Genomic DNA, 25397 nt, shown 5'->3' on the forward strand with positions numbered 1-25397 from the left:
AAGATCATTGATTTAGGCGGGCGAGAACAATGGCCGGAAAGACAGTGACGCGTGCGGATTTGGCAGAATCAGTCTTTCGCAAGGTCGGTCTTTCCCGGACGGAATCCGCCGAACTCGTGGAAACGGTGATCGACGAGATTTGCAACGCCATCGTGCGTGGAGAATCCGTGAAGCTTTCGTCGTTCGCCACCTTCCAGGTGCGCAGCAAGAACGAGCGAATCGGCCGCAATCCGAAGACCGGCGAGGAAGTGCCGATCTCGCCGCGTCGTGTCATGACCTTCAAGGCGTCGAATGTGCTGAAGCAGCGCATCCTGCGGGCCCATATTGCCCGCAAGGCCAAGCAGAAGCCGGTCAACCCGGCCGCCTGAGAAAAGACCAAAATCGGTGGAGCATCGTGCCGCCGGTCATCGAGCGCTTGAAAACCAGCCCTCACCCCGTTGAAATGTGATCCGAGTCGCGCGCCCGCGCGATCGTCGAGGAGCGCTGTGATGCAGTTGGACAAGAGCCCGGATGCTTTCCGCACAATCAGTGAAGTCGCTGATGACCTCGACCTGCCGCAGCATGTCCTGCGTTTTTGGGAAACTCGCTTTCCGCAGATCAAGCCCCTGAAGCGCGGCGGCGGACGGCGTTACTACCGTCCTGATGATGTCGAACTGCTGAAGGGTATCCGCCATCTGCTCTACGATCAGGGGTATACGATCAAGGGCGTGCAGAAGCTTCTGAAGACCAATGGCAACAAGTTCGTCATGGCGGTCGCGACCGGCGATGTCGCCACCATGGAAGCGCTTGTTGCTGCCAATGCCTCTAAGAGCGACGAGCCGAAGGTCAATCTCGACGAGGACCAGGTCGTCGGCCGACCCAAGGTGCGCACCAGTGGTCGCTTCTTCGGCTTCGGTGGCGGTGCCAATGATGACGCACTGGAAATTTCGGTCGGCAAGGGCTCCATCGGCAAGGAAGACCGTGCGCTTCTGCAAGAGGCACTCTTCGACCTGCTCGAATGCAAGCGGCTGCTCGATCAGGTGCGCTGAATGACGCTTCGTTCCATTGGACGGAACACCGTCAGGCCTTGAGACGTTGAAGGACCGACACGCAACCCGCGCGAGGCTCCATGAAACGGCTCTTCATCACACTCCCAGTTCTCTCCATGCTCGCTGTCCCGGTACTGGCACAGCAGGCGGCTCCGTCGTCTGATGCCGCCGAACCCAGGCCGACCACCGTGCAGGATGCCTGCATCTTCGTGGCGGAAAACATGCTCATGGTCAAAGATCTGAAGGTCGGCGTGGTCCAGGCCTTTCCGGAGCTCGATCCGCCGGGCGCAAGGCTTACCTATTCCACTCGGATGGACAGCGAACCCCAAGACATTTCTGACGAGATCGAGTGCCAGTTCGAAACGGGTGCCGAGCCGTTGCAGGTGACCCGCTTCTGCATGGACCGCACCTGCTACGCCGCCAATAGCGAAGAACCCGAAGAACGCCGGCGCTTCGAGGAAATTAGAGCGCTGATGCAGCGTCTGAACTGATCATCCTCGCATTTTTTCCTCCGCGCTGGAGTTTCCCCTTGCGCAGAAATGACTGACTGTCTAAAGGGAACTGGCTGTCGAGCGGGTCACGCGTGACCCAAAAAGCACGATTGGCAGATGACGGAATGTAGCGCAGCCCGGTAGCGCACTTGACTGGGGGTCAAGGGGTCGTGGGTTCGAATCCCGCCATTCCGACCATTTTATGCTCAGGGATCAATCACTTGATTTCGACGCATGGTTAGAGAGACCGGGTACCGCAAGGTGCCCGGTTTTTTTCGTTTTTCGTTGCAGGCGGCAGTCGATCGCATGCGGACGATAGACTGGGCTTCTTTTGGTTTCTGTCCTATGTTTGCTGCAATGCAGCATTATATGGGGAAGAGGTTCGAAGGGAGCCGAAATCCGATGCGCTTCAAGTTCTCCATGTCTCCGCTCTCTGCGCTGCTCCGCAGCCAGAAACGTCTGCAGCGCAGGCTGGAGAAGGCGATGCCCAAGCTCAGGGTGTCGGAGCCGCCGAAGGTCTCAAAACCCCGTGCGCCGCGTTCCGGCCTCGTGCAGGTGCATGCCTTCGGCAGCAATCCCGGACGACTGCGGATGTTTGAATATGTGCCGTCCACCCGCCGGGACCCAGCCACGCTCGTAGTGGTGCTGCATGGCTGTCTGCAGACTGCAAAACAGTATGATCGTGGCAGCGGCTGGAGCCGAATGGCGAGGGACAGGGGATTCGTGCTGCTCTATCCGGAGCAAACCAAGGAGAACAACCACAATCTCTGCTTCAACTGGTTCCGCCCGAGCATGGTGGCGCGCGACCGTGGTGAGCTGATGTCGATCCGCCAGATGATCGAACACGCGATCGAGCGTCACGGGATCGCGGAAAGCAGGGTCTTCATCCAGGGCCTGTCGGCGGGCGGTGCCATGGCCAATGCGCTCCTGGTCACCTATCCGCATCTCTTCGCCGCCGGTCATGTGGTGGGAGGGCTCCCCTATGGCGCAGCGCGAGACGCCATGTCGGCGCTATCGGTGATGAAGTCCGGTCCTCGCCGCCAACGGCGGGAATGGGGCGACCTGGCACGGAGTGCGGCAGGAGGCGTGTCCAGCCGGAAACCGGCCGTGGCGATCTGGCAGGGCAGGGCGGATCGGGTGGTGTCGCCGGGCAATGGCGAGGCGCTGCTTGCCCAATGGCTCGATTTCCACGGGCTTGATGAACTCGCCGGACAGAGTGAAGTCCGACCCGAGGGCTCGATGATCGTCTGGAAGGATGAGAATGGCAGACGGTTGGTGGAGTATCGCCTGCTTGATGCCCTGGACCATGGCCTGCCCGTCATCGCGCGACGCGCCGGCTCTGAGCGCCAGGCCTACATGCTTGAGGGCGCCATCGGCGCCCCCCAGCAGTTCTACAAAACTTTCATTCGGCCAGGCCGAATGTGAGCCGCTGAGGCGGCGGCTCAGTTTTCCTCGATCGAGACGCCGCTCTCGCCGATCCGGAGCTCCACGCCGTCAGGCTTCTGCTCTTCCTGGTAGACATAGATGCCAAGGCCGAAAACGGCGACGACGAGAGCGCCGATGATGAGGTAAAGGCCATTGTTGCGGCTCATGAAATTCTCCTGTCTGATGATGTCGGACAGGGAAAGTCTGGGCGCCGGTTATTGTTCCATCGCCATATAGGAAAAACTCAATCGTCGTTGGCGGCGGTGAGTTCTTCGGGGCGCATGCCGTCGTCACCGCCGCGCGCGGCAAGACGAAGTCCTTCTGCACCCTGGCCGCCTTCGCCCGCCTCCAGAAAGACGACGCCCATATCGGTGAGCGCGGTCTTCAGCGCCGCGTAATGCTGTGGTGTGGCATCATAGCCATTCCCGGCTTCGATCTGCAGAATCAGGAGCGCGGGCACGCCGCTTTCCTGGGACAGTCGGTCGATGGTGACGTCGAGCATGGCGCGCGCGGCGCGTATCTGAGCAGGTGTGATCATAAGTAAAGTATGGGGTGCGCCGGCAATAATTCAATGCAGCGGCCTCAATCGGCAATATCTGCGTCAGTTCCGCAAGGCCCGCTGATGACGCCATTCGGCAGCCCCGCAGCCCCAGACGATGCCGAGCACGAGATAGAAATGACGCCAGTGGTCTGTATCGATCACGTTGCCGATCAGGATATGGCCGACAAGGACAATCCAGGCGACCATAAGATAGGGTTGCCATGGTCGCTCGCGCAGCAAGTAGCGGAAGCCCATCGATACGGTCCAGATCATCAGCATCACGTAAGAGACGAAGCCGATCCAGCCATAGGCCATCAGGGATTTCAGCCAGATATTGTGCTCGTCTTCCGGGAAGATCCGACCGAACATCATCGGCCCGATCCCGAGTGGCCTCTCCATCGCCAGTTCAAAACCCAGACGGTGGCGGGCGAAGCGCCCCAGGTGGCCGCCGTCATATTCCTGCACCAGTTGGGTCCGGGTCTCGAACAGTGCTTGCACCTTCTCGAACTGCAGTGCGACCGAGAGCGCCAAGACCATGGCGACAACCGCCGCAAGCGACAGGACCAGGATCTTCAGGCGGAAAGCATTGGTACGCTCCTTGAGGAGCATGACGAAGATTAGGGCGACGGTGCAGAAGAGAAACAGTCCCCAGGCGGCGCGCGAGAAGGACAGAAAAACTGCCAAGGAAAGGATCAGGATGCCGACGATTCGCAGCGGTGACTCCAGGAGCCGGCCTTTCAGCATCCCGTGCATGAGGTAGAGCGTCGGCGCGACAAGGAATGGACCGAAAACGTTGGGGTCCTGGAAGGCCCCCATGGCGCGGTCATAGCGGGTGAACATCTCCGCCCCGGGAAAGGCGTGGAAGTAGCCGAGGATCCCGAGCATGCCCGTGATGATGGCGGCGGCTACCCAAGCCTGGAAAATCAGTTTCAGCCGCTGCGGCCTGTCCTCGATGACCGCAGCATAGAACACGGCCGTGAGCGCCAGGAAGATCGACACCGCAACATAGAGCACCTGTTCCGTCAGGATGGTCCGTAGCATGGTCAGTGCCAAAAGCCCTCCGACGTTGAAGATCAACAACAGCGCGAGCAGGGGGGCGACGACCCGCGAGATCTTGAGGCCGAACAGAAACCAGAGGGCGACCTGGCCGACCATCAGAAGTTCGTAAGGGGCAGGCTCGGATATGACGAAGCCCGACAGGAAGACGCCGAATGCCATGATCCAGGAGATCATCAGCTGAACGGCAGCTGCCTGCGGGTTGAAGGGCCTTGCTTGATTGACGACGGCACTCAATAGGCGTTCTCGGTATTGAGTAGCCTGAGCGGCGTCAGGAACAGGATCTTCAGATCGAACCAGAGAGACCAGTTCTCGATGTAATAGAGGTCGTAGGCCGTACGGAACTTGATCTTGTCATCGGTGTCGATTTCGCCGCGCCAGCCGTTGATCTGCGCCCAACCGGTGACGCCGGGCTTGACCCGGTGCCGGGCGAAGTAACCCTCGACGATCTCGCCGAAGGTCTTGTCGCGCGTCTGGCCAAGGACAGCATGGGGACGCGGGCCGACCAGCGAGAGATCCCCGCGCAGTACATTGAAGATCTGCGGCAGTTCGTCGATCGACGTTTTACGGATGAAGCGGCCGACCGGGGTCACGCGCGGGTCGTTCTTGGTGACGGCATTCTTCGCCGTCGGGTCGCTCATTTCCGTATACATCGACCGGAATTTCAGGACGTTGATCACCTCGTTGTTGAAGCCGTGACGCTTCTGCACGAAGAACACCGGTCCCTTGGATGTCATCTTGACCGCAATCGCCGTGGCGATGAACACCGGCCAAAGCAATATGAGAGCGAGAACGCTGAAGAAGATGTCGAAGGCGCGCTTGGCAACCGAATCCCAGTCACGGATCGGCTTGTCGAGAATGTCGAGAAGCGGGACTGCGCCGACATGCGAATAGGCGCGCGGCCGGAAACGCAGATTGTTGGAATGGGCGGCTAGGCGGATATCGACCGGCAGAACCCAGAGCATCTTGAGGAGCTGCATGATGCGGGCTTCTGCGCTGAGCGGCAGCGAGATGATCAGCATGTCGATATGAGCGAGACGCGCAAATTCGACGAGTTCCGCCACGGTCCCGAGCTTCGGGTAACCGGCAACCACGTCCGGGGAGCGTGCAGAGTTACGATCGTCGAAGATACCGCAGATCCGGATGTCGTTTTCCGGCTGCTGTTCCAGAGCGCGGATCAGGTCCTTGGCAGGTTTGCCGCCGCCGACGATCACGGCACGACGCTCCATCACGCCGTTGCGTCCCCAGCGGCGAAAGCCAAACCCGATAAGATTGCGCTCGATCAGGAGATAAATCGCACCGAGTACGAACCATGCGGCCAGTATGCTGCGGTAATTGGGGTCATAGTCGATGAACAGGAAGTTCGTCAGAGCGACAAGACCGAGGGAAGCCATCCAGCTTCCGAGCACCCGCGCCATGGAGCCCATTGGCGAGCGCAGAATCGATACGTGGTAACAATCGGTAGCCTGCATGAAGAGCAATGCCAGCAGCGAGCCGACAAAGGCACTGATGCTCGTGTCGAGGAAGTGAGCGCCCGGATCGACGGCGACGAAGAAGTTCACGCCGAGCGCAATCCCGAACAGACTTAAGAACTCCAGAAACCGGAGCTGGCCAATCACGATTGACGGCGAATAGTTGGCCACCGCATATTGCGACGCGATCTGGCGTGCCAACGCGCTGATTTCGGCCTTGCGCTCCCCTTCCACCTTGTGCAGGGGGTCGTCGCCGGCCGTCTGACCGCGACGCAATGCGTCAAGATCGAATGCCTCGGGTTTGTCGACCTTGTTCATCTCTGGATCTCGCACGTGTGTGCGGGAAGACTACGGCGAAGGTCCTAAGAAACGCTTTAGGATCCCCTCAGAAATGGTGTGATCTGTGCTGTTTCGGCGCAAGCCGCGGTCAAATGCGTGCGAGTTGCGCCCGATAAAGCGCTTCGATGTCTCTGGCCATCACGCTTGCCGAAAAGCGAGAGCGGAAGCTCTCAGGGCTCGGCATGGTTCGCCTCGACCAGTCCGGTTCGGTGAGCGCCCTGGCCATCACGGCACCGAAGAGATCTGCGCGGCCGGCCTCGACAAGGGCCTCGCTGTCATTGCCGAGGATTTCGGGAATGCCCCCGACCCGTGAGGCGATAACCGTCTTTTCCGCCGCCAGCGCCTCCAGGACGATATAGGGCATGGCCTCGGCGCGCGAGGGCACGACGATGATGTCGGAGAGCGCAAAGGCCTCGGCGATGGGCATGGCGGGTTTGAAGCCAATCCGGTGGCTGAGGCCTTTCTGTTCGACCATCCCGCGATAGCGGTTGAAGTCGGGGCCGTCTCCCACGATTACGCCGCTCAACGGTCGACCGACCAGTCGTTCAGCTTCTGCAAAGGCATTGATGAACACATCCGGCCCCTTGAGATCCCGCAGCATCCCGATATAGGCGAAATCCACGCCCTCGGCTTCGACCGGGATACGCCCGAAGTCTCTCTCGCTGATGCCGTTATAGACCCGGGTCGCCTGACAATGCGGTTGGCCGATCTTCGTCTCATAGGTCCGGCGCTCGTAGTCGCAGACGAAGGAGATCGATTCCGTCATCCGCTCCAGAACGCGCTCGGCCATGAAGACGGCCTGACCTGAGGGCTTTGACCGCGAGAAGTGCAGGCTGCCGCCATGCGGTGAATAGAGGCGGGCGACGCGATACCTTCGAACCCGCAGCAGTGAGCCGATCAACCGCGCGATGACGCCGCCCTTGGCGCCATGACCATGCAGGATATCCGGCTGCAATTCCTTGATGAGTTTATACGCTTCGGCGAGTGCTGCCATGTCCTTCAAGCCGACCGACCGCCGGATCGGGAAGCGTGTAACGCCGAGCGAAAGATACGGCATGATCTGATCGAATAGCCGGTCCTCATGGGCGCCGCCCGTCGAACTGTCGCAGAGGATGCCGACTTGGTGTCCGGCCGCGCTGTGCAATTCCGCGAGATCGCGCACATGGCGGAAGATCCCGCCGATCGGCGACCGAAAGCAATGCACGATGCGCAGCGACGGGGCTTCGGCCATCGATCAGAACAGCCGTTCGCGAACATAGACGGTGTCTCCGGCGAGGATCGGGTCGGTAATCGGCACGCGACCGGTGATGATCTGACCGTTGATCTTGCGGGTCACGTCGACATCCCGCTGATTGGCCCGGCTGTTGAAGCCGCCGGAGACGGCGATGGCGTTGAGGATCGTCATGCCCGGCACATAGGCATATTGCCCCGGCTGCCCGACCTGCCCCATGACGAAGATGGACCGGTAACGATCGACTTCGATGGAGACGTCCGGATCCCGCAGATATCCCTGCTTGAGCTTCTGGGCGATCGCGCCTTCGAGCTGGGTGAGGGTCGCGCCGCGTGCGGCGACCTGACCGACGAGCGGGAAGGCGATGTAGCCGGCCTGATCCACGGTGTAGGTGTTTGTGAGGCTCGGTTGTTCGAAAACGGTGACGCGCAGACGGTCGCCGCTGTCGAGCCGATAGGGCTGGATGGTGGCCTCGTGAAAGACCTTCGGGGCAGGGCGATAGCTCGCGCAGCCCGATACGCCGATCGACAGGACCACGCTTGCGATCAAAACCATCGCCTGTTTGCCGACCATCGCCATGCGCTGCTGCGCTCCCACTGAACCCATATTCGTTGGCCTGTTATCGAATGATTAGGGTTAATGCCGGGTAAACGACCGGAGGCAGCTTGGCTCATCCAGTCGCCAAAACTGGGAGCATCATGGTTAACCCTTGAGTTACCATGATCCTTTACTTTCGCGGGCAAGATGTTCCGGGAGTCTGTGATGCCGAGTGTGGACCGCGATCAACATGATGTCGATATCGACCTGGCCCAGCTCTTTCGCGCCGTGTGGGAGCGAAAGGGGAGGATCCTGGCCGCGACCGCTCTTGTCGGGGTGTTGGCCTTCATCGGTGCCAATGCGATCTCGCCCACCTACAAGGGCGATGCAAAACTTCTGATCGAGCCCCGGGAGCCGAACTTCTCCGCATCGGGAACCGCGTCCTCGACCGCCGAACCCTTGCCCGATGAACTGAATATCGCAAGCCAGGTGCAACTGCTTCAGTCCGTCGATCTGATCAAACAGGTGGCCCGGGACCTCAAGCTGCATGAGCGCACCGAATTCGATCCGGACTCCAGCCCTTCCGTCGTCACCGACTTCCTCGTGCTCTTTGGACTGAAGAGTAACCCGCTGGAACTTCCGCCCGAAGAGCGCGTCATCAACGCCTTCAAGGAAAAGCTCGCCGTCTATCAGGTCGACAAGTCGCGGGTGATCGGGATCGAGTTCACATCGCAGGATCCGAAGCTCGCGGCAGCCGTCCCGAACACCATGATGGACGTCTACCGCTCCTTGCAGAGCGGTGCCAAGCTCGACAGCAATTCCGACGCCGTCCGCTGGCTAGAGACAGAGATCGCCAACCTGCGCGAGAAAGTTCGCGAAGCCGAGCAGAAGGTTGCTGAATATCGCTCCTCGGCGGGCCTGATGTCGCTCGGCTCCGATCAGAGCTCGTTCAGCAGCAAGCAGCTCTCCGATATCTCGACAGAACTTGCCCGAGTGCGTGGCGAACGGGCAAATGCGGAAGCGACCGCCGAGAACCTGCGCGCCAGCATTAAAGCTGGAAGGTCGACCGAAACGCTGGATGCGGTTGCCCGCTCGGAATCGATCCAGCGCTTGAGGGCCGCCGAATCGCAACTCCGCGCCCAGAATTCCGATCTCTCCACGCGCCTCCTCGATGGTCATCCCCAGATGAAGGCATTGCGCGCTCAACTTTCGGGTATCCGCGAGCAGGTACGGGCCGAATCCCTGAAGGTAGCGGCTGGCCTGGAAAATGAAGCGGCCGTTGCCCGTGAACGCGAAACACAGCTGCTAGCCCAGCTGAATACACTGAAGGCGGACACGGCCCGTGCAGGCGAGGACGAAGTGGGCTTGAAGTCGCTGGAGCGCGAGGCGACGGCCCAGCGTCAGCTGCTCGAAACCTATCTGGCCCGCTACCGCGAGGCGTCCTCGCGCCTCGACAAGGATTCGAGCCCTGCCGACGCGCGCGTGATCTCCACCGCGATCGAGCCGCAGCAGCCGAACTTCCCGAAGGTCCTGCCGATCACGATCGTTGCCACGCTCTCGACCATGATCCTCGCGGCCGTTGCCGTGATGCTGGCCGAACTTTTCAGCGGTCGCGCATTGCGTCCGACGGGATCAGTGGCCCCCGTTGCCGTCCGTCGTGAGGAAGAGGCACTTCCTCGGCAGGAAACCGCTCCCCATCCGGGCAAGCCCGATCGTTCGACCGATACGCCCGCGAGCCTGTTGAACGTTGCCCCGGACGCCGATCTGGTGGAGGAGCTGGAGCAGGTCGTCACCGCCGAGATCCCGGCGGCTGAGACAGCCGAGGAGCACGACGAATTCTCGATCGCGTCTGTCGCCAACTTTCTCGTGGAGCAGGAGACGCGGATCGCCTTTGCAATCTCGCCGTCCGGCGACGATGGTTCGCTCGGAACAGTCGCTCTCGCCCGCGAACTGGCTGATCGCGGCAAGCGCATGGTGCTCGTCGATATGACGGGATCGGCCTGCCCGACGCGTCTGATGGCGTCGTGGCGCGACCTTCCGGGGATCACCGACCTGTTGACTGGCGAAGCGGCCTTTGCCGATTGCATCCATCCGGATCGTTCCTCGACGGCCGATATCGTGCCCCAGGGCAATGCGGATATCCGCCAGGCCATGCGGGGTGCCGACCGTCTTTCGATGATCGTTGACGCGCTTGCCGACGTCTACGATCTGGTGCTGGTCGAATGCGGTCCTGCCAACGCACAAGGCGTTGCGCGTCTCAGCCGCAATGGCCGCCACGAGATCATCCTCTCGGCTCCCGATCCGAGGCCGGATGAGCTGGCCGAGATCATGGTTGCCTTCGAGGATGTCGGCTACTCAGATCTCGCGCTGCTTTCGGTGAAGACGCCGCCAAGCCGCCACGCGAGAGAGGCAGCCTGATATCGGCCGTTCCCGGGCCGGGAACGATCAATCCTCTGATTTGGCGATCGCCGCAGCCGTGCCCTGGGCTCGGATCCTTTGGATGAGCGTATAGAGATGCGGATTGCCCTTGATGAAGGTTTTCATCCGGGTGAGGCCGCGATGCATCATCGCCGCGAGGTGACCGGCAGGGCGCAGAGGCAGCAAGACATCATGGTGCACGGTTTGCACGGAGCACCAGCGCCGCTTGTAGTCCTGATCGCCAATGCCAAAGTCGAACAGGGCAGCACCGTTCAGGGCGCTGCGCTCGATGACCAACCAGAACAGGAGTTCGCCTGGGCTGGCCTCCGCCATCAGACTGTCGTCGATCGAGCCAAACTGGCAGATGACGTGGTCGCCCTTACGCGAGAGACCGGTGATCGCGGCGATCTTGCCGTCATGCTCACCCTTCAGGCGAATAGCATGCAGTTCGAGCGGCACGTCGCTTCCGCCGGAATCGAATTCAAGAAGCATGCGAAAGAAGGCCTGTGTCTCCGCGGGCTGGAAGACATTCGGCAAGCCGCCCACGGCAAACCGGGCGGCCTTCTGCTGAAAGAAGCGTTCGAGCAGGGCTTGCTGCTCGGCAAGCTTGGTCGGGCGGATATGGTCGAATCCGCCTGCGGCTTCCAGCTTGCGCACCTGCGCCCGATACTTCTTGCGGCGGCTCTTGGCATTCAGCGGCGCTATCGTCTCTTCCATGGTCGCACACAGCGGCAGCTGGAAGGATGCGTTCTGGTTGCGGATATGCGGCAGAGCCGATAGCGGATGCCGCTCGCCACGCCAGTCGAAGGGGATGTTCGTCAAGCTGAGTAGATCGGCGTGGTCACGCAAGGCTTCGACCAACAGTGTTTCGAGCGCGGGGCCGGGAAGCGTCGACGCGATCGACCGGAAGCTGGCGCTGAACAGGCCGCTGTTGAAGTTCGTGAAGGCGGATCCGATGAAGCGGGCATTGCGCACGAGATAGTGCCGTTCGATTTCGAGCGGCAGCAGGAAGGCGATCTCGTTGTTCAGGCGTCCTTCGACGATGGCAAGCGGATGGCCATGGGTCTCGACCCAGGCGCGGCACCAGTCATAGCCTTGATGCAGAGAGTTCCACGGATCGGACTCGAGCTGCCGCCATGCCCGTTCGACGGGCGCCATGCGCGGGTGGACCCTCAGCGAGAGCCGTCCGGCCGGGCTGTCGAGGCTCGCATGATTGCGTTCTACGGTGGCGCCGTCATCTGGCAGATCTTCGGCAAATGCCATTGCATCATGGCGTATCTGGGCCCGCATGCACCCTATCCCGTCCCGTTTCACTGACGCGCCGGAGATTAGGCTTACACTGCGAACAAACGGTTATCGGCTTTGGATATGGATCGTCCGACACCGTGCGAGGGTAAAGGCGGAGTTAATCCGCGTCCTTCTTCTTGAAGGGGCCAGCCATCCACTTGATCACCAGCATGGCGGGGATGACCCAGAGCAGTCCGGTCAACAGGAAGTAAAGCAGATGGGCCCACCACGGAGCCGTGGCGAGCGTCGCTGTTGCGATGGTCGTGGCGAGCAGCGCATAGATCGACACGATCAGGATGATCAGGATCGTGCCGACAAAGGATCTCAGTTTCGGGCGCCGTGTCATGCCTTCTTCCTACTCGAAGTCGCCGCCTTCAGTGACGCGACCGCTTGCCGCAAACCGGCGGGCTTGTTTTGCACGCCTGACTGATGCAAATCAACGGGCGAAAAGAGGATTGACGAATGACAGCTGTATTGACCGGAACCGAGTTGCAGGTGCGCAAAGATATAGCCCGTGTGGATGCCGACCGAAAGGCGATCCGGATCTGGCTGGGCGTCGTGATTTTCGCACTTTTCTGTCTCGTCCTGGTGGGCGGCGCAACGCGCCTGACCGACTCTGGGCTTTCGATCACGCAGTGGAAACCGATCCATGGCGTCATTCCGCCGCTCACCGCCGCAGAGTGGGAGGAAGAGCTCGAACTCTACCGGCAGATCCCGCAGTACCAGCAGATCAACAAGGGCATGAGCCTTGATGAGTTCAAGTTCATCTTCTGGTGGGAATGGGCGCATCGTCTGCTCGCCCGGTTGATTGGGGTCATCTTTGCACTGCCGCTCGCCTATTTCTGGATCCGCGGCAAGATCGAGCCGAGCCTGCGCGCGCCTCTCGTCGGTCTCCTGGCGCTCGGCGGTCTCCAAGGCTTCATCGGCTGGTGGATGGTCTCCTCGGGCCTGAGCGAGCGGACTGACGTCAGCCAGTATCGTCTGGCCGTGCATCTGATGATGGCCTGCTTCATCTTCGCCAGCTGCGTCTGGATCTATCGCAGCCTTTACCCGCATACGCACGATGCGGCGCCGACTGAGAGGAGCCGTCTTTTCGCGGGCGTTCTGCTGATCATGACCTTTGTTCAGATCTATCTCGGCGCGCTCGTTGCGGGGCTCGATGCCGGTTTCACCTACAACACCTGGCCACTGATGGACGGTGCCTGGGTGCCCGAGGGGCTCTTCCTTCAGACGCCGGCCTGGATCAACATCTTCGAGAATCCGAAGACGGTGCAATATATTCACCGCATTGGCGCCTATATTCTTTGGGGTGCTGCGCTGTGGCACATGATCCAATGCCTTCGCGGGGCGGCAGAGACCACCCACGCACGCCGCAGCGTGGTCCTCTTCGTCCTCATCAGCATCCAAGCGGTGATCGGTATCGTCACGCTCGTCACGCAGGTGCCGCTGCATGCAGGCGTCACCCACCAGGGCATGGCGCTGGTGGTCCTTGCCTTTGCGGTTGCCCATCTGCGCGCATTCTACGGCGAGCGCCCGAAGCCGGTCCTGGTGGAAATCCGCGACTGAGCCGAACTAGCCGAAGCGATAGGCGGAGTAGGGTTTTCCGAGGAATTCTCCCCGGAAGACCTGCCGTCCAGCATCGGAGCCTGCCGCACCCGATGCCACGAAGAGCGGCACAAGGTGGTCGTGGTCTGGTACATGGCAGGCCAGCGCATCCGGGTTCTGGTCCCAGGTCGAAAGCCGCTTTTCCCGCAGCGCGCTGTCCTCGGCGGAAACGGCTTCCGTCAGCCAGTCGTCGAAACGGATCGCCTGCTCCACATGGCTAGGCTCCGCCTGCCGGAACATCCGCATGTTGTGATAGCTCATGCCGGATGCGATGATCAGCACGTCCTCGTCGCGCAGAGGGGCCAGCGCCTCGCCCATCGCCACATGACTTTCGACATCCAGCGTGTTCTTGAGCGAGATCATGGTGATCGGCACTTCGGCATCCGGATAGACGAGCATGAAGGGAATGAACACGCCGTGGTCGAAGCCACGGCTGTCGTTCTCCGCGCTCTCGATACCCGCATTCGCAAGCAATGCTCTGGCGCGGGCCGCAAGCTCAGGCGAACCGGGAGCAGGGTAGGAGAGTTCATAGGTATGCGGCGGAAAGTTGTAGTAGTCGAAGAGCATGCCGGGTTTTATGGCCGTGCTCACCGTCGGCACCGGTTCCTTCTCCCAATGGCCGGAAACGACGAGAATGGCTTTCGGCCGGCGTCCGATTTCCGCATCGAGGCCTTCGAGGAAGGCCCGCAGATCGTCCCAAGGCGCCTTGCCTTCGGCATCGCGCGGGAATTCCATGAACGGCCAGGGCCCACCGCCATGGGGGATGAAATAGACGGGAAAACGGTTGCTCATGGTACCTCACTTTCACGAGGACACTAGCACTCCTGGTCGTCACCTAAAATCAGGCAGATGATCGACATTTCGTTCGCTAATCATGAACGCAGGCGATGCGAGGTCGGAGCGTCGACCTCGCCGGCACACAGGTCATTTAAGCCGACAGCATCAGGTCCATGTTCTGCACAGCCGCTCCTGACGCGCCCTTGCCGAGATTGTCGAGCAGCGCCACGAGATTGACATGCGCGCCACCGGGCGTCCCGAAGACGAACAGCTTCATCGTGTCCTGTCCGACCAGTTCTTCGGCATCGACGCGCGGCAGCTTGGCACTGTCCGCCAGCGGAACGACACTGACGATATCCTGGCCCGCATAGTGGGCGACGAGTGCCGCATGGATGCTGTCCACCGTCGTGCCGGTGGCGAGATCGTCGAGAAAGAGCGGCACCTGTACGATCATGCCTTGGGCGAAGCGGCCGACGGAGGGGGCAAAGAGCGGCGCCCGGTCGAGCAGGCCATGGGTCTGCATCTCCGGCACATGCTTGTGCTTCAGAGTGAGTCCATAGAGGAAGTTGTTTGCCGCCAGATGCTCGGGATGGTTCACATCCTCCATCTGCGCGATCATCTGCTTGCCGCCGCCGGTATAGCCCGAGACGGCATTGACCGAGACCGGATATCCGTCGGGCAGGATGCCGGCAGCGCGCAGCGGCCGGATGAGGCCGATCGCACCGGTCGGATAGCAGCCAGGATTGGACACATAGCGCGCCGATTGGATCTTCGCCTTCTGTGCCTTGTCCATTTCGGCAAAACCATAGGCCCAGTCCGGGTGCACGCGAAATGCCGTGGAGGCGTCGAGCAGGCGGACATTGTTATTCGCTGCCGTCATCTCATAGGCCTGCTTCGACGCATCGTCGGGCAGGCAGAGGATGGCGATGTCGGCGCTGTTCAGCATGTCCTCGCGCATTTTCTCGTTCCGCCGCTCCGCTTCCGGGATCGACAGCAGTTCAAGATCACGGCGATCGGCCAGGCGCGTGCGGATCTGCAGACCCGTTGTGCCATGTTCGCCGTCGATGAAGATCTTCGCTGCCATTTGTCTAATCCTGTCAGAGGTTTGGATGAGAATGCGGAATCTGATTGTGAGTGTGTTGAATCAATGTGTCAGGCGCGTGTCGCAAGCTTCTCGGCGCGCAGGCCCAGCATATACATTGCAACCGTCGCACCGGCAATTGCGGTGATATCGGCATGGTCATAGGCGGGCGCCACCTCGACGATGTCAGAGCCCCGGATGTCGAGGGCCCCGAGCTTGCGCAGGACCGACAGCATCTTCGCCGAGGAGGGGCCGCCCGCGACCGGTGTGCCCGTACCCGGCGCATAGGCCGGGTCGAGGCAGTCGATGTCGAAGGTCAGATAGGTGGGGGCCGTGCCAACATGCGAAAGGATCGCGTCGGCGATCGCCTGCACGCCCATATCCTCGACCTCGTAGCCGGGGATGATCTTGATGCCGAAATCTTCGGGCGCTTCTGTGCGGATACCGATCTGGATCGACTTCGTCGGATCGATCACGCCTTCGCGCACGGCCCGGCAGACGAAGGAACCATGGTCGATCCGCTGACCGTCATCGTCCCAGGTGTCCTGATGCGCATCGAAATGCACCAGCGCCAGCGGCCCGTGCTTCGCTGCATGGGCTTTCAGAAGCGGCCAGGTGACGAAGTGGTCGCCGCCAAGACCGAGCAGATAGGCGCCGGAGGCAATGATCTTCGCGGCCTCCTGCTCGATCAGGGCAGGGGTGTTCTGGTGATTGCCATAGTCGAGCAGCACGTCGCCATAGTCGATGACAGCCATCTGCTCGAAGAGATCGCGGGCGAAGGGATATTGCGGGTCGTTGTCGAAGATGGCGGATGCGCGCCGGATTGCTTGTGGTCCGAAACGGGCGCCGGGCCGGTTGGAGACGGCGGCATCGAAGGGAATGCCGAGCACGACCGCATCGACGTCGCTGACGTCCTTGGAATACTTACGACGCATGAAGGAGAGCACGCCCGCATAGGTCGGGTCGGTCGCGGCGCCACGCAGGGCCTTGGCGGTAAAGGCGTTGTCGATTGTCTTGCTGGCCATCTTTGTCTCCCGGCAAATCTTCGGCGGCAACCTAGCTAGCCGGCAGGGGAAGCGCAATCGCACCGGCTCGCGAAAGCCTTGCCCTTCGGCCATGAAAAAAGGCGGAGCCGAAGCCCCGCCTTGATTTCCGTTTCCGGTTGTCCAGCGATTAACGCTTGGAGAACTGGAACGAACGACGGGCCTTCGCCTTGCCGTACTTCTTACGCTCGACGACGCGGCTGTCGCGGGTCAGGAAGCCACCCTTCTTCAGGACCGAGCGCAGGCCCGGCTCGAAGTAGGTGAGGGCCTTCGAGAGACCGTGACGAACGGCACCGGCCTGGCCGGAGAGACCGCCGCCGTGAACGGTTGCGATGATGTCGAACTGGCCGTCACGGGCAACTGCGACGATCGGCTGCTGCAGAACCATCTGCAGGACCGGACGTGCGAAGTAGGTGCGGAACTCGCGGCCGTTGATGGTGATCTTGCCGGTGCCCGGCTTGACCCATACGCGGGCAACAGCGTTCTTGCGCTTGCCGGTGGCGTAGGAGCGACCCAGGGAGTCGACCTTGCGGACGTGAGCCGGAGCTGCGTCCTGTGCCGGGGCAAGGTCCTTCAGGGAAGAAAGATCGGCCATACTTAGGCGCTCCTTGTGTTCTTGCTATTCAGCGAAGCAACGTCGAGAGCGACGGGCTGCTGAGCTTCATGCGGGTGGTTCGTGCCAGGATAGACGCGCAGGTTCTTCATCTGGCGACGACCGAGCGGGCCACGCGGGATCATGCGCTCGACGGCCTTCTCGAGAACGCGCTCCGGGAAGCGGCCTTCGATGATCTGGCGAGCCGTACGCTCCTTGATGCCGCCCGGATAACCGGTGTGCCAGTAGTACTTCTTGTCGGCATACTTCTTGCCGGTGAAGACGACCTTCTCGGCATTGATGACGATGACGTTGTCGCCGTCGTCAACGTGCGGGGTGTAGGTGGCCTTGTGCTTGCCACGCAGGTGCATGGCGATAATGGTGGCGAGGCGGCCGACAACGAGCCCTTCGGCGTCGATGAGGATCCACTTCTTCTCCACCTCTGCAGGCTTCTGAACGAAGGTAGACATTGAGGTCTCTTTCAGTGTGATCCTGTGTTTCCCAACTGGGGGAGCGACAGGCGTTTCTTGTTGCTTGTTTCGCGCCGTTTTCGACGCAAAAAAGAAAGCGGTCCCGAAGGGCCGCATTCCGAGGAAGGGTATAGAGGGACTGCTGTTGGAGGTCAAGATCACGGCAGCTGGAAGGGCGCGGAGAAACAGAAGTTAAAACAATGCCTTGAGTGTGTGGTGTTATTTTACCGCATGTCGATCGCTCTCGGCATGAGACTCCATGACCGCGTCAATCAACCGGAAAGGACGGAATTTCGCATTCCAGCGAAGCAAGCAAATGGAACAGACGTCATAATTGTCCAGCGCAACCCATGATTTTGCTAATATTCGCATGAACATAATGAAAACATAAACCGAACGTAACGGCGGAGGTCGTCAACGGAGAAAGCCATGTCGCTCGAACGCCGAATTTCGCTCATCACGCTCGGCGTTGCCGACGTCGCTCGCAGCACCGAATTCTATGCGAGGCTGGGTTGGACAAAATCCTCCGCATCCAATGACCAGGTGACGTTCATCCAGCTGAAGGGCACGGCCCTCGGGCTGTTTTCGCGTGCCAGCCTGGCGGAAGATGCGCATGTCGAAGACACGCCCCCGGGCTTTTCCGGCGTCACGCTCGCCTACAATGTCTCGAGCGAGATCGGCGTCGATGCCGTCGTGAAGTTTGCCGTGTCCTGCGGGGCAAGGCTGGTCAAACCGCCGGAGAAAGTCTTCTGGGGTGGGTATTCCGGCTACGTGGCCGATCCCGATGGTCATTTGTGGGAGATCGCCTTCAATCCCTTCTTTCCGCAGGACGAACATGGACATGTCGTTTTGCCGGAATGATCTCCGGCATTTGACCGATATCGGTACCCGCTCGTTAAGCTGTCCGAGCTAAGCTGTTATCGGGACAAGATGGACGGGTAAACCAAAGGCCTTTGCGGGCCGGGAGGAACGTCCATGAACCATGACACCTACCTCAACAGCTATCTCGCCGATATCCTCGCGACGGCCAAGAACGTGGCCGTCGTCGGCGCCTCGCCGGATGACAAGCGCCCCAGTCACTGGATCTCCGGCTTTCTGCTTGGCAAGGGCTATCACGTCTTCCCCGTCAATCCGCTGCATCGCGGCGAGCGCATCCTCGGGCAGCAGGTCTACGGATCGCTGGCGGAGATCTCGGAACCGGTTCATCTCGTCGATGTCTTCCGCCGCACGGAATGCCTAGCGGGCATCGTTGACGAGGTCCTGGCAATGTCGCCCCGGCCCTTGGCGATCTGGTGTCAGCTCGGCATTCGGGATGATGCAGCGGCCGAAAAGGCAGAGGAAGCAGGCATCAGCATGGTCATGAACCGCGCGCTGGTCTCCGAATACCCGCTTGTCTATGAGCGGCTGCATCCGGGCTCGGCGCAAGGTCATGCAGCCTGATATGCTCAGGCGATTCAGAAGCGGATGATCGGTTTTCCAAAGCCGAAACGACGCGTTTCCGGATCGTAGTCCTGGCAGTTCAGAACCGGGCAGCGCGCCGTGTCGCGCGTCGGTACATAGGCACGCTCTGCATATTCATGCGGATCGCACATGGCGTTCCGGGTGACATAGCGGTCGTAAAGCGTCATGCCCTGCACCCGCGTCGACGGGTAGCGCAAAATGACCGCGCCCTCGTTCAGGACCCGCTGGCGCACCTGGTCGCAGGTCAGCGTGGTGGAATTGTAGCGCGAGATTGCAAGCGCCGGCTGGGCAAGCAGCAGGGCTGCGATGGTGGTGATGGCAAGCTGTGTCGGGCGCATGGCGGTCCTCCTTCAGACGGCAGATCAACGTGTGGCCGGGCAGGGCGGTTCCGCCTTGTTCTCGACGGCCGCCACACCATTTAATCCTGATCTGGCGAGATGAGGAGACTGAGATGGCCGATCACGATCACTACAGCGCGGATGACCTGCGGGACATCCTAGGAAGCGTCCGAACGATCGCGTTGCTCGGCGCGTCGCCAAAGCCGGATCGTCCGAGTTTCGGCGTCATGCGTTTCCTTCTGTCGAAGGGCTATACGGTCTATCCGGTCAATCCGGGCCAAGCCGGCAAGGAGATCCTCGGCCAGACCGTCTACGCGACCATGGCGGACATCCCAGAACCGATCGACATGGTCGATGTCTTCAGGGCACCAGAATACCTTGGCGAGGTCGTCGCAGAGTCGCTCGCTTTGCCGAACCGTCCCAAAGTCATCTGGGGTCAGCTGACGGTGCGCGACGATGAAGCGGTGAAGCCGGCCGAAGCGGCCGGCATCCGGGTGGTGATGGATCGTTGCCCGGCGATCGAGATCCCGCGGCTCGGGCTTTGAAGGCTTAGGCCTCGATCAGCAGGTCGGGATTGGCTCGCAACGCATTCAGCGTATCGGCATTGCCGCAGTATTCAACGAATGTTCGCTCGGCCTTGCCCTGCTGCAGATGGTTGCGGCAGGTGTCCTTCGACGAACATTGGGCACAGGTGATCTGCATGTCGCGGAAGACGCGGCGCATGCGGTACTCGACCTCGGCCGGATCAATGTTCAGTGCCCGCATCATGGCCGGCATCTCGTCGGCGGCATGCGGGCCGGCCTTCACGAGCGCCAGCAGCTGATGGGCGCTGATGCCACAATCATCGGCAAGCGCCTCGACTTCGGCATCGGAAAGACCGGCGAGCATGTCGCTCTCGGTGGCATGTTCGAACCCCTGGGCAAACCAGGAGAGGATGTGCTGCACGGTATGGCGGACCGGATCGGCGATCGTCAGTGTCATGGGGGCTCTCCTTCGACTGGAAAGCAGCATGCCAGCATGGCACTTGGCCGCATTGACCTCGATCAAGCAGGAATTTCCTCAAGCGGGGGCTTTCTTTGGAATAATCCGGGGCTGACATCGGTCGGCGACTGATTATGATCCGGCCCGACGTCATCAAGGGAGGACCAGACAATGTCGGAGAAGAATCCGGGTTTCGCAACGCTCGCCATCCATGCCGGTGCCCAGCCGGACCCAACCACCGGCGCGCGCATCACGCCGATCTACCAGACCACGGCCTACGTCTTCAACGATGGCGATCATGCCGCAAATCTCTTTGCTCTCAAGGAGTTCGGCAATATCTACACCCGCATCATGAACCCCACCCAGGGTGTTCTGGAAGAGCGGATCGCAGCCCTCGAAGGCGGCACGGCAGCGCTTGCAGTTGCCTCCGGTCACGCTGCCCAGCTCCTCATTTTCCACTCGCTGATGCAGCCAGGTGACAACTTCGTCGCGGCGAAGAAGCTTTATGGCGGCTCAATCAACCAGTTCGGCCATGCCTTCAAGAATTTCGGCTGGCAGGTCCGCTGGGCCGATCCTGCCGATCCGGAGAGCTTCGCAGCGCAGATCGATGACAAGACCAAGGCCGTCTACATCGAGAGCCTCGCAAATCCCGGCGGCACCTTCGTCGATATCGCAGCCATTGCCGAAGTCGCCCATCGCCACGGCCTGCCGCTGATCGTCGACAACACCATGGCGAGCCCCTACCTGATCCGTCCACTCGAACACGGCGCCGACATCATCGTCCATTCCGTCACCAAGTTCTTGGGCGGTCACGGCAATTCCATGGGCGGCGTCATCGTCGATGGCGGCACCTTCGACTGGTCGGCCAAGCCGGGCAAGTATCCGATGCTGTCGGAGCCGCGCCCCGAATACAACGGCGTTGTCCTGCACCAGGCCTTCGGCAACTTCGCCTTCGCCATCGCTTGCCGCGTCCTCGGCCTGCGTGACCTCGGGCCAGCGATTGCGCCTATGAACGCGTTCCTGCTGCTGACCGGCATCGAAACCCTGCCGCTGCGCATGCAGCGCCACTGCGACAACGCCATGAAGGTTGCCACCTGGCTGAAGAGCCACCCAAAGGTCGCCTGGGTCAACTATGCCGGCCTGCCTGACGATCCGAACAATGCGCTCCAGAAACGTTACTCGCCGAAGGGCGCCGGGTCGGTCTTTACCTTCGGCATCAAGGGCGGGCTTGAAGCCGGCAAGGCGCTGGTCGGTGGTTTGAAGCTCTTCTCGCACCTGGCGAACATTGGCGACACCCGCTCGCTGATCATCCATCCGGCGTCGACGACCCATGCGCAGCTCTCGGAAGCGCAGCAGATTGCCGCCGGCGCTGGCCCTGATGTCGTGCGCCTGTCCATTGGCATCGAGGACGCCGACGACATCATCGCCGATCTCGAACAGGCGCTGGCCTCGGCCTGATCTGTCGTTGAGCGGCGGTGTGAAACACCGCCGCTTTTTTACCTGGAGAGCTTCATGAGCCTGTCCCTGCGATTCGATCCTTCGACCGTTACGCCCGAAGAGGGCGCTCCCGCCGCCGATCGGCTTATTTCCGGTGACCCGCGCTTCACCACCTGGAATATCGAGGAAGCAGACGGCGGCATCTATGCCGGCATCTGGCAATCGACGCCGGGCAAGTGGCGGATCTCCTACGATGAGTGGGAGTATTTCCACATTCTCGAAGGCCACTCTGTCGTCACCGAGGATGGCGGCGAACCGATCCAGCTGAAGGCTGGCGACCGCCTGATCCTCAGACCCGGCTTCAAGGGAACCTGGGAAGTCCTTGAAACGACTCGCAAGGATTACGTGATCAGGCTCTAGGGGGATGGCAGTTCCTGGCGTCTGATGTGCGGCAGGTCACTGACGGTCGATCGATGGTCGCGCTAGGAGGCTGCCATCATTTCGCAGCGCTAGGTCACCTGAATGAAAATATTTCGCGTCGCCCTCATCGTCATTGTCGGGCTTTTTGTTATCGTCGGTGGCCGCTGGTATGCCTATGTCAGCAACACCAGCAGCCCCTATGACGAAGTCGGAATCGAGATCAACAGCCGTCTTCCGCACGTTCTGCGCAAATGGGGATGCGATCGGCTGCAGCAGTCTTTTCCGAACAGTGTCCCGCCCTATGGCTGCGGCGCTCCGGATAGCCGGAGTTGGATCTGAACGACTGCAGGCGGACTAGTAGGTGATCAGCCCGCTTTCAGATGGGCCGCGGCGGCCTCGTGTTCTGCGGCCATGGCCACATCCTCGGCGGATACCTTCTGGATGCTCGCTCGGCTGTTGAGCCGTTCCATGTAGGCCTTAAAGGCGGAGCGGGCTTCGACGAGGCCGAACATCGTCGTCCAGTTCAGTGCGATACCCCACAAAAGATCGGCCGCGGTAAAGCGCTCACCGAGCAGGTAAGGTCCTGTTTTCAGCGTGTCCTCCAGCATGTCGATCAGAGACTCATAGCTCGCATAGGGCGTCTCGTTCATCGAGCCCGGCTCGCGCTTCATGAAGCGATCGACGACCGCCGGTTCGAAGCAACTGCCATAGATGAAGAGCCAGCGAAGATAGGCGCCGCGATCCGGATCCGTGAGAGCAGGGGCGAGACCCGTTTCGGGGAAGAGATCGGCAAGATAGAGATAAATCGCGCCCTGTTCGGTCACGAGCGTGTCGCCGACGCGCACCGCTGGCACCTTGCCGAGCGGATTGATGGCGAGGTAGGCCGGCTGGCGCTGCTCGCCCGCTTTCATGTTGAGCACATGCAATTCGTAGGGCACCTTCAGTTCTTCCAGCAGCACACGCGCACCGGTGGCGCGGGTCTGCGGCGAGTAGAAGAGGGTGATTGGCAGGTCTCTGGTCATCGAAAGTCTCCCTTTTGAAATGAACTGCGCCGAGAGGCGATGGCAGGAGACTGCGCCACCATACCTGTCAGATTGTGTCAGGTTGGTTTAGGATAATCGCCGGAGCGAGGATTTCCCCATGCGAGCAAGCCGGCTGATCAACATCCTGACCACCCTTCAGGCGAAGGGATTGGTGACCGCCGAGGCATTGGCCGCGGAAAATGCCGTATCCGTCCGCACCATTTACCGGGATATCGACGCGCTCTCGCTGTCCGGCATCCCCGTCTACAGCGAGCGGGGCTCTGACGGCGGCTATCGGCTGCTGGATGGCTATCGCGTGCGGCTGAATGGCCTGACGCCAGCGGAGGCAGAGGCCATGTTCCTGTCCGGCATTCCCGGTGCCGCCGCCGATCTAGGCCTCGGTTCGCTGATGGCTGGCGCCCAAAAGAAGCTGACAGCCGCGCTACCGGAAGATCTGCGCGAAAGCGCTCGGCGCATGCAGCAGAAGTTCCACCTTGATGCGCCGGCCTGGCTCGCGGAGGGTGAACAGCCCGTCTATTTGCAGGCGATCGCCGATGCTGTCTGGAATTCCAAGCGCATTCGCATGCGCTACCGCTCCTGGAAGGCGGAAAAGAACCGGGTTGCCGAACCGCTCGGTATCGTCATGAAGGGCGGAGCCTGGTATCTCGCCGCCCGTGTCGACGGCACCGTCCGGACCTACAGGATCTCGCGAGTCCTCGACCTGATCGTCACTGAAGAGCGTTTCGATTGGCCAAGAGATTTTGACCTCGCCGCCTACTGGACCGAAAACACGCAGCGTCTCGAACTGGAGCTCTACCCCAACTGGGCAACAATCCGGCTCTCGCCTTGGGGACTGAAGGAAATCGAGCACATGGCGCCGCCCTATGTGCGCGCCAATCTCGAATTCATCGGAGAGCCCGACGAGGAGGGCTGGCAGACGGTCCGCCTGCCGGTTGCCCATGAGCGCATGGCCGTCTCCGAAATGCTGAAGCTCACAACGGAGGTCGAGGTCATCGACCCGCCGGAGCTGAAGCACGCCATGCGGCGGGCCGTTGAAACCCTGGCGGCCCGCTACGCCGAGCCGGCTGCCCTCACCAGGTGAGATCCAGCCGCTCCAGTCCGTGGAAGTGATAGACGTCCTTGACCGTGGGCGTCGCTGCGATCTTCAGCCCCGGCAGCCGCTTGAAGAGCAGCGGCAGCACGATGTTGAGTTCCAGGCGTGCGAGCGGCGCGCCGATGCAGAAATGAATGCCGGCGCCGAAGGAGAGGTTGGCGCCTTCATCCCGCGAGGGCTTGAAGGCGAGCGGCTCCGGGAACTTCTGCGGATCGAGATTGGCGGCCGCAAGAATGAGGCTCACCTTGTCGCCGCGCTTGAAGGACACGCCATCGATTTCGCAGGGCTCCAGGCACCAGCGCTGGAAGATATGCACCGGCGCGCAGATTCGGAGCGTCTCCTCGACGGTCCGTTCGGTCGTCTTCTCATCGGAAAACAGCGTTGAGGGGTCGATGCCGCTGTCGAGTATCACGCGAACCGAATTGCCGATCTGATGCACGGTCGCCTCGTGGCCTGCATTGAGCAGCACGATGGTCGTTGAGATCAGTTCGTCCTCTGTGAGGAACTGGCCCTTGTGCTCGGTGTGGATCATGTGGCTCAGGAGATCGTCGCGCGGCTTGGCGCGGCGTTCGGCAATGACCGTCCGCACATAGTCCGCGAATTCCTTTGCCGAGCGATCCGCGGCCTCTTCGTCGGCCCGGGTCCGCTTGAACATATACATGCCGACATAGTCGTGGCTCCATTTGAGGAGCTGCGGGCCCATCTCTTCCGGGATGCCGATCATCCGCGCGATCATGGTGACCGGGATAATGTCAGCAAAGGTCGACAGAAGCTCTGTCTTTCCATCCGTCTCGAAGCCGTCTATCAACCGGTTCGCGAGCTCTTCGATCTCGGGCGTCATCTTCTCGACGTGGCGCGAAACGAAGGCGCGATTGACCAGCGTGCGAAGCCGCGTGTGTTCCGGCGGTTCGATCTCGAGCAGCGAGTGCTCTTCGGCCTTGTCGAAGTGGCGCGTGTGCTCGGCCGGTTCCGGCATGCCGAGTTCCTCACGCGTCGCGATATGCAGGATCTGCCGGCCGAAGCGCCGATCGCGCAGAAGCGCGTTCACATGATCATAGCCGGTGAAGAACCACTGTTTCTGTTCCTCCCAGTAGAAGGTCGGACAGCTGGCGTGCAGGGCCGCATAGGTCTTGTTCGGATCGCTGTAGAAGGCGGGGTCGCGAGCGTCGAGGGAGACCCGGCGCGTGGCGGGGTCGATGGAAAGGAAGGATGTCTGTGTCATGCGTTCTGT

The 25397-nt window shown here is 61.1% G+C and carries 30 protein-coding genes and 1 tRNA gene; 14 read left to right on the plus strand and 17 right to left on the minus strand.

Annotated features, from left to right (window positions below; all coding sequences use genetic code 11):
* The first annotated feature begins 29 nt into the window (after positions 1-29).
* From D4A92_RS14900 to D4A92_RS14920, 5 genes are all read left to right on the plus strand, one after another.
* A complete protein-coding gene (locus D4A92_RS14900) occupies positions 30-368 on the plus strand; it encodes an integration host factor subunit alpha (protein WP_054150580.1) in 339 nt (112 codons plus the stop codon).
* Positions 369-494: 126 nt separating this feature from the next.
* Positions 495-1028: a MerR family transcriptional regulator gene (locus tag D4A92_RS14905; RefSeq protein ID WP_203019979.1), complete on the plus strand. Its 534-nt coding sequence runs from the start codon at positions 495-497 to the stop codon at positions 1026-1028.
* Positions 1029-1108: 80 nt separating this feature from the next.
* Positions 1109-1519, plus strand: a complete 411-nt coding sequence (locus D4A92_RS14910) for a hypothetical protein (protein ID WP_203014801.1) — start codon at positions 1109-1111, stop codon at positions 1517-1519.
* A 121-nt stretch (positions 1520-1640) separates the two neighbouring features.
* Positions 1641-1717, plus strand: a tRNA-Pro gene (locus D4A92_RS14915).
* Positions 1718-1921: 204 nt separating this feature from the next.
* Entirely contained in the window at positions 1922-2944 is a 1023-nt protein-coding gene (locus tag D4A92_RS14920; RefSeq protein WP_203014822.1) for an extracellular catalytic domain type 1 short-chain-length polyhydroxyalkanoate depolymerase, read from the plus strand.
* 17 nt (positions 2945-2961) lie between these two features.
* Here the strand turns inward: D4A92_RS14920 and D4A92_RS14925 are convergent, their stop codons facing one another.
* The 6 genes from D4A92_RS14925 to D4A92_RS14950 form a co-directional block, all read right to left on the minus strand.
* A complete protein-coding gene (locus tag D4A92_RS14925; protein WP_203014824.1) occupies positions 2962-3111 on the minus strand; it encodes a hypothetical protein in 150 nt (49 codons plus the stop codon).
* Positions 3112-3188: 77 nt separating this feature from the next.
* The gene (locus tag D4A92_RS14930) at positions 3189-3446 is read right to left on the minus strand and encodes a hypothetical protein (RefSeq protein ID WP_236759317.1); all 258 of its coding nucleotides are present in this window, start codon (positions 3444-3446) and stop codon (positions 3189-3191) included.
* 99 nt (positions 3447-3545) lie between these two features.
* Positions 3546-4778, minus strand: coding sequence for an O-antigen ligase family protein (locus tag D4A92_RS14935; RefSeq protein WP_203014826.1), 1233 nt, complete (start codon positions 4776-4778; stop codon positions 3546-3548).
* Positions 4775-6331, minus strand: coding sequence for an undecaprenyl-phosphate glucose phosphotransferase (locus D4A92_RS14940; RefSeq protein WP_203014830.1), 1557 nt, complete (start codon positions 6329-6331; stop codon positions 4775-4777). Before D4A92_RS14940 ends, D4A92_RS14935 begins: the two co-directional genes overlap by 4 nt.
* A 109-nt stretch (positions 6332-6440) precedes the next feature.
* Complete coding sequence (locus D4A92_RS14945; protein WP_203014832.1) at positions 6441-7583, minus strand: glycosyltransferase family 4 protein; 1143 nt, start codon at positions 7581-7583, stop codon at positions 6441-6443.
* 3 nt (positions 7584-7586) lie between these two features.
* The gene (locus D4A92_RS14950; RefSeq protein WP_371418475.1) at positions 7587-8156 is read right to left on the minus strand and encodes a polysaccharide biosynthesis/export family protein; all 570 of its coding nucleotides are present in this window, start codon (positions 8154-8156) and stop codon (positions 7587-7589) included.
* A 189-nt stretch (positions 8157-8345) separates the two neighbouring features.
* Between D4A92_RS14950 and D4A92_RS14955 the strand changes: the two genes are divergently transcribed.
* Positions 8346-10538, plus strand: a complete 2193-nt coding sequence (locus D4A92_RS14955) for a GumC family protein (RefSeq protein ID WP_203014834.1) — start codon at positions 8346-8348, stop codon at positions 10536-10538.
* A gap of 27 nt (positions 10539-10565) precedes the next feature.
* Here the strand turns inward: D4A92_RS14955 and D4A92_RS14960 are convergent, their stop codons facing one another.
* Both D4A92_RS14960 and D4A92_RS14965 read right to left on the minus strand, forming a co-directional pair.
* Entirely contained in the window at positions 10566-11828 is a 1263-nt protein-coding gene (locus D4A92_RS14960) for a GNAT family N-acetyltransferase (protein WP_203014837.1), read from the minus strand.
* A gap of 115 nt (positions 11829-11943) precedes the next feature.
* Positions 11944-12171 (minus strand): DUF2842 domain-containing protein, encoded by a 228-nt coding sequence (locus D4A92_RS14965; protein ID WP_006727534.1) that lies wholly within the window; start codon positions 12169-12171, stop codon positions 11944-11946.
* Between the two features lie 116 nt (positions 12172-12287).
* Here D4A92_RS14965 and D4A92_RS14970 point away from each other — a divergent pair, with 116 nt between their 5' ends.
* On the plus strand, positions 12288-13391 hold the full coding sequence (locus tag D4A92_RS14970; RefSeq protein WP_203014839.1) for a COX15/CtaA family protein: 1104 nt from the start codon (positions 12288-12290) through the stop codon (positions 13389-13391).
* A 6-nt stretch (positions 13392-13397) separates the two neighbouring features.
* On the opposite strand, the gene D4A92_RS14975 is transcribed toward D4A92_RS14970, so the two are convergent.
* The 5 genes from D4A92_RS14975 to rplM all read right to left on the minus strand — a co-directional run bounded on the left by D4A92_RS14975 (position 13398) and on the right by rplM (position 17393).
* Positions 13398-14222: a DODA-type extradiol aromatic ring-opening family dioxygenase gene (locus D4A92_RS14975; RefSeq protein WP_203014841.1), complete on the minus strand. Its 825-nt coding sequence runs from the start codon at positions 14220-14222 to the stop codon at positions 13398-13400.
* Between the two features lie 136 nt (positions 14223-14358).
* On the minus strand, positions 14359-15291 hold the full coding sequence (argC, locus tag D4A92_RS14980) for an N-acetyl-gamma-glutamyl-phosphate reductase (RefSeq protein WP_203014844.1): 933 nt from the start codon (positions 15289-15291) through the stop codon (positions 14359-14361).
* A 68-nt stretch (positions 15292-15359) separates the two neighbouring features.
* Positions 15360-16313 carry an agmatinase gene (gene speB, locus D4A92_RS14985; protein ID WP_203014853.1) on the minus strand — a complete coding sequence of 318 codons (954 nt, stop codon included), beginning with the start codon at positions 16311-16313 and terminating at the stop codon, positions 15360-15362.
* A 148-nt stretch (positions 16314-16461) separates the two neighbouring features.
* Positions 16462-16926, minus strand: coding sequence for a 30S ribosomal protein S9 (gene rpsI, locus D4A92_RS14990; RefSeq protein ID WP_203014864.1), 465 nt, complete (start codon positions 16924-16926; stop codon positions 16462-16464).
* 2 nt (positions 16927-16928) lie between these two features.
* Entirely contained in the window at positions 16929-17393 is a 465-nt protein-coding gene (gene rplM, locus D4A92_RS14995) for a 50S ribosomal protein L13 (RefSeq protein WP_076395700.1), read from the minus strand.
* A gap of 429 nt (positions 17394-17822) precedes the next feature.
* On the opposite strand from rplM, the gene D4A92_RS15000 reads away from it, so the two are divergent.
* Together D4A92_RS15000 and D4A92_RS15005 are read left to right on the plus strand one after the other, a co-directional pair.
* On the plus strand, positions 17823-18254 hold the full coding sequence (locus D4A92_RS15000; protein ID WP_203014877.1) for a VOC family protein: 432 nt from the start codon (positions 17823-17825) through the stop codon (positions 18252-18254).
* Between the two features lie 114 nt (positions 18255-18368).
* On the plus strand, positions 18369-18833 hold the full coding sequence (locus tag D4A92_RS15005) for a CoA-binding protein (RefSeq protein WP_203014880.1): 465 nt from the start codon (positions 18369-18371) through the stop codon (positions 18831-18833).
* A gap of 14 nt (positions 18834-18847) precedes the next feature.
* Here D4A92_RS15005 and D4A92_RS15010 read toward each other — a convergent pair whose 3' ends face one another.
* The gene (locus D4A92_RS15010; protein ID WP_203014882.1) at positions 18848-19192 is read right to left on the minus strand and encodes a hypothetical protein; all 345 of its coding nucleotides are present in this window, start codon (positions 19190-19192) and stop codon (positions 18848-18850) included.
* 113 nt (positions 19193-19305) lie between these two features.
* Between D4A92_RS15010 and D4A92_RS15015 the strand changes: the two genes are divergently transcribed.
* Positions 19306-19737 (plus strand): CoA-binding protein, encoded by a 432-nt coding sequence (locus D4A92_RS15015; RefSeq protein WP_203014884.1) that lies wholly within the window; start codon positions 19306-19308, stop codon positions 19735-19737.
* A 4-nt stretch (positions 19738-19741) separates the two neighbouring features.
* On the opposite strand, the gene D4A92_RS15020 is transcribed toward D4A92_RS15015, so the two are convergent.
* Positions 19742-20173, minus strand: coding sequence for a DUF6455 family protein (locus D4A92_RS15020; protein WP_203014887.1), 432 nt, complete (start codon positions 20171-20173; stop codon positions 19742-19744).
* A gap of 171 nt (positions 20174-20344) precedes the next feature.
* Between D4A92_RS15020 and D4A92_RS15025 the strand changes: the two genes are divergently transcribed.
* The 3 genes from D4A92_RS15025 (at position 20345) to D4A92_RS15035 (ending at position 22369) form a co-directional block, all read left to right on the plus strand.
* A complete protein-coding gene (locus D4A92_RS15025; protein WP_203014890.1) occupies positions 20345-21631 on the plus strand; it encodes an O-acetylhomoserine aminocarboxypropyltransferase in 1287 nt (428 codons plus the stop codon).
* Positions 21632-21685: 54 nt separating this feature from the next.
* The gene (locus D4A92_RS15030) at positions 21686-22030 is read left to right on the plus strand and encodes a cupin domain-containing protein (RefSeq protein ID WP_203014894.1); all 345 of its coding nucleotides are present in this window, start codon (positions 21686-21688) and stop codon (positions 22028-22030) included.
* Positions 22031-22132: 102 nt separating this feature from the next.
* On the plus strand, positions 22133-22369 hold the full coding sequence (locus tag D4A92_RS15035) for a hypothetical protein (protein WP_203014897.1): 237 nt from the start codon (positions 22133-22135) through the stop codon (positions 22367-22369).
* 26 nt (positions 22370-22395) lie between these two features.
* On the opposite strand, the gene D4A92_RS15040 is transcribed toward D4A92_RS15035, so the two are convergent.
* Positions 22396-23052: a glutathione S-transferase family protein gene (locus tag D4A92_RS15040; protein WP_203014899.1), complete on the minus strand. Its 657-nt coding sequence runs from the start codon at positions 23050-23052 to the stop codon at positions 22396-22398.
* 118 nt (positions 23053-23170) lie between these two features.
* Between D4A92_RS15040 and D4A92_RS15045 the strand changes: the two genes are divergently transcribed.
* Positions 23171-24154 carry a helix-turn-helix transcriptional regulator gene (locus D4A92_RS15045; RefSeq protein ID WP_203014901.1) on the plus strand — a complete coding sequence of 328 codons (984 nt, stop codon included), beginning with the start codon at positions 23171-23173 and terminating at the stop codon, positions 24152-24154.
* Here D4A92_RS15045 and D4A92_RS15050 read toward each other — a convergent pair.
* Positions 24144-25388, minus strand: coding sequence for a cytochrome P450 (locus tag D4A92_RS15050; protein ID WP_203014904.1), 1245 nt, complete (start codon positions 25386-25388; stop codon positions 24144-24146). The two genes, D4A92_RS15045 and D4A92_RS15050, sit on opposite strands and share 11 nt — an antisense overlap.
* Positions 25389-25397: the final 9 nt, after the last annotated feature.

The sequence above is a fragment of the Rhizobium rosettiformans genome, assembly GCF_016806065.1.
In the GTDB taxonomy this organism is placed as follows: domain Bacteria; phylum Pseudomonadota; class Alphaproteobacteria; order Rhizobiales; family Rhizobiaceae; genus Allorhizobium.

What these genes read in the sequence shown, in the direction of transcription:
- D4A92_RS14900 (WP_054150580.1), top strand. Translation starts at nt 30, where the DNA reads ATGGCCGGAAAGACAGTGACGCGTGCGGATTTGGCAGAATCAGTCTTT.
- D4A92_RS14910 (WP_203014801.1), top strand. Translation starts at nt 1,109, where the DNA reads ATGAAACGGCTCTTCATCACACTCCCAGTTCTCTCCATGCTCGCTGTC.
- D4A92_RS14920 (WP_203014822.1), top strand. Translation starts at nt 1,922, where the DNA reads ATGCGCTTCAAGTTCTCCATGTCTCCGCTCTCTGCGCTGCTCCGCAGC.
- D4A92_RS14925 (WP_203014824.1), bottom strand. Translation starts at nt 3,111, where the DNA reads ATGAGCCGCAACAATGGCCTTTACCTCATCATCGGCGCTCTCGTCGTC.
- D4A92_RS14930 (WP_236759317.1), bottom strand. Translation starts at nt 3,446, where the DNA reads ATGCTCGACGTCACCATCGACCGACTGTCCCAGGAAAGCGGCGTGCCC.
- D4A92_RS14940 (WP_203014830.1), bottom strand. Translation starts at nt 6,331, where the DNA reads ATGAACAAGGTCGACAAACCCGAGGCATTCGATCTTGACGCATTGCGT.
- D4A92_RS14945 (WP_203014832.1), bottom strand. Translation starts at nt 7,583, where the DNA reads ATGGCCGAAGCCCCGTCGCTGCGCATCGTGCATTGCTTTCGGTCGCCG.
- D4A92_RS14950 (WP_371418475.1), bottom strand. Translation starts at nt 8,156, where the DNA reads ATGGTCGGCAAACAGGCGATGGTTTTGATCGCAAGCGTGGTCCTGTCG.
- D4A92_RS14955 (WP_203014834.1), top strand. Translation starts at nt 8,346, where the DNA reads ATGCCGAGTGTGGACCGCGATCAACATGATGTCGATATCGACCTGGCC.
- D4A92_RS14960 (WP_203014837.1), bottom strand. Translation starts at nt 11,828, where the DNA reads ATGCGGGCCCAGATACGCCATGATGCAATGGCATTTGCCGAAGATCTG.
- D4A92_RS14965 (WP_006727534.1), bottom strand. Translation starts at nt 12,171, where the DNA reads ATGACACGGCGCCCGAAACTGAGATCCTTTGTCGGCACGATCCTGATC.
- D4A92_RS14970 (WP_203014839.1), top strand. Translation starts at nt 12,288, where the DNA reads ATGACAGCTGTATTGACCGGAACCGAGTTGCAGGTGCGCAAAGATATA.
- D4A92_RS14975 (WP_203014841.1), bottom strand. Translation starts at nt 14,222, where the DNA reads ATGAGCAACCGTTTTCCCGTCTATTTCATCCCCCATGGCGGTGGGCCC.
- argC (WP_203014844.1), bottom strand. Translation starts at nt 15,291, where the DNA reads ATGGCAGCGAAGATCTTCATCGACGGCGAACATGGCACAACGGGTCTG.
- speB (WP_203014853.1), bottom strand. Translation starts at nt 16,313, where the DNA reads ATGGCCAGCAAGACAATCGACAACGCCTTTACCGCCAAGGCCCTGCGT.
- rpsI (WP_203014864.1), bottom strand. Translation starts at nt 16,926, where the DNA reads ATGGCCGATCTTTCTTCCCTGAAGGACCTTGCCCCGGCACAGGACGCA.
- rplM (WP_076395700.1), bottom strand. Translation starts at nt 17,393, where the DNA reads ATGTCTACCTTCGTTCAGAAGCCTGCAGAGGTGGAGAAGAAGTGGATC.
- D4A92_RS15000 (WP_203014877.1), top strand. Translation starts at nt 17,823, where the DNA reads ATGTCGCTCGAACGCCGAATTTCGCTCATCACGCTCGGCGTTGCCGAC.
- D4A92_RS15005 (WP_203014880.1), top strand. Translation starts at nt 18,369, where the DNA reads ATGAACCATGACACCTACCTCAACAGCTATCTCGCCGATATCCTCGCG.
- D4A92_RS15010 (WP_203014882.1), bottom strand. Translation starts at nt 19,192, where the DNA reads ATGCGCCCGACACAGCTTGCCATCACCACCATCGCAGCCCTGCTGCTT.
- D4A92_RS15015 (WP_203014884.1), top strand. Translation starts at nt 19,306, where the DNA reads ATGGCCGATCACGATCACTACAGCGCGGATGACCTGCGGGACATCCTA.
- D4A92_RS15020 (WP_203014887.1), bottom strand. Translation starts at nt 20,173, where the DNA reads ATGACACTGACGATCGCCGATCCGGTCCGCCATACCGTGCAGCACATC.
- D4A92_RS15025 (WP_203014890.1), top strand. Translation starts at nt 20,345, where the DNA reads ATGTCGGAGAAGAATCCGGGTTTCGCAACGCTCGCCATCCATGCCGGT.
- D4A92_RS15030 (WP_203014894.1), top strand. Translation starts at nt 21,686, where the DNA reads ATGAGCCTGTCCCTGCGATTCGATCCTTCGACCGTTACGCCCGAAGAG.
- D4A92_RS15035 (WP_203014897.1), top strand. Translation starts at nt 22,133, where the DNA reads ATGAAAATATTTCGCGTCGCCCTCATCGTCATTGTCGGGCTTTTTGTT.
- D4A92_RS15040 (WP_203014899.1), bottom strand. Translation starts at nt 23,052, where the DNA reads ATGACCAGAGACCTGCCAATCACCCTCTTCTACTCGCCGCAGACCCGC.
- D4A92_RS15045 (WP_203014901.1), top strand. Translation starts at nt 23,171, where the DNA reads ATGCGAGCAAGCCGGCTGATCAACATCCTGACCACCCTTCAGGCGAAG.
- D4A92_RS15050 (WP_203014904.1), bottom strand. Translation starts at nt 25,388, where the DNA reads ATGACACAGACATCCTTCCTTTCCATCGACCCCGCCACGCGCCGGGTC.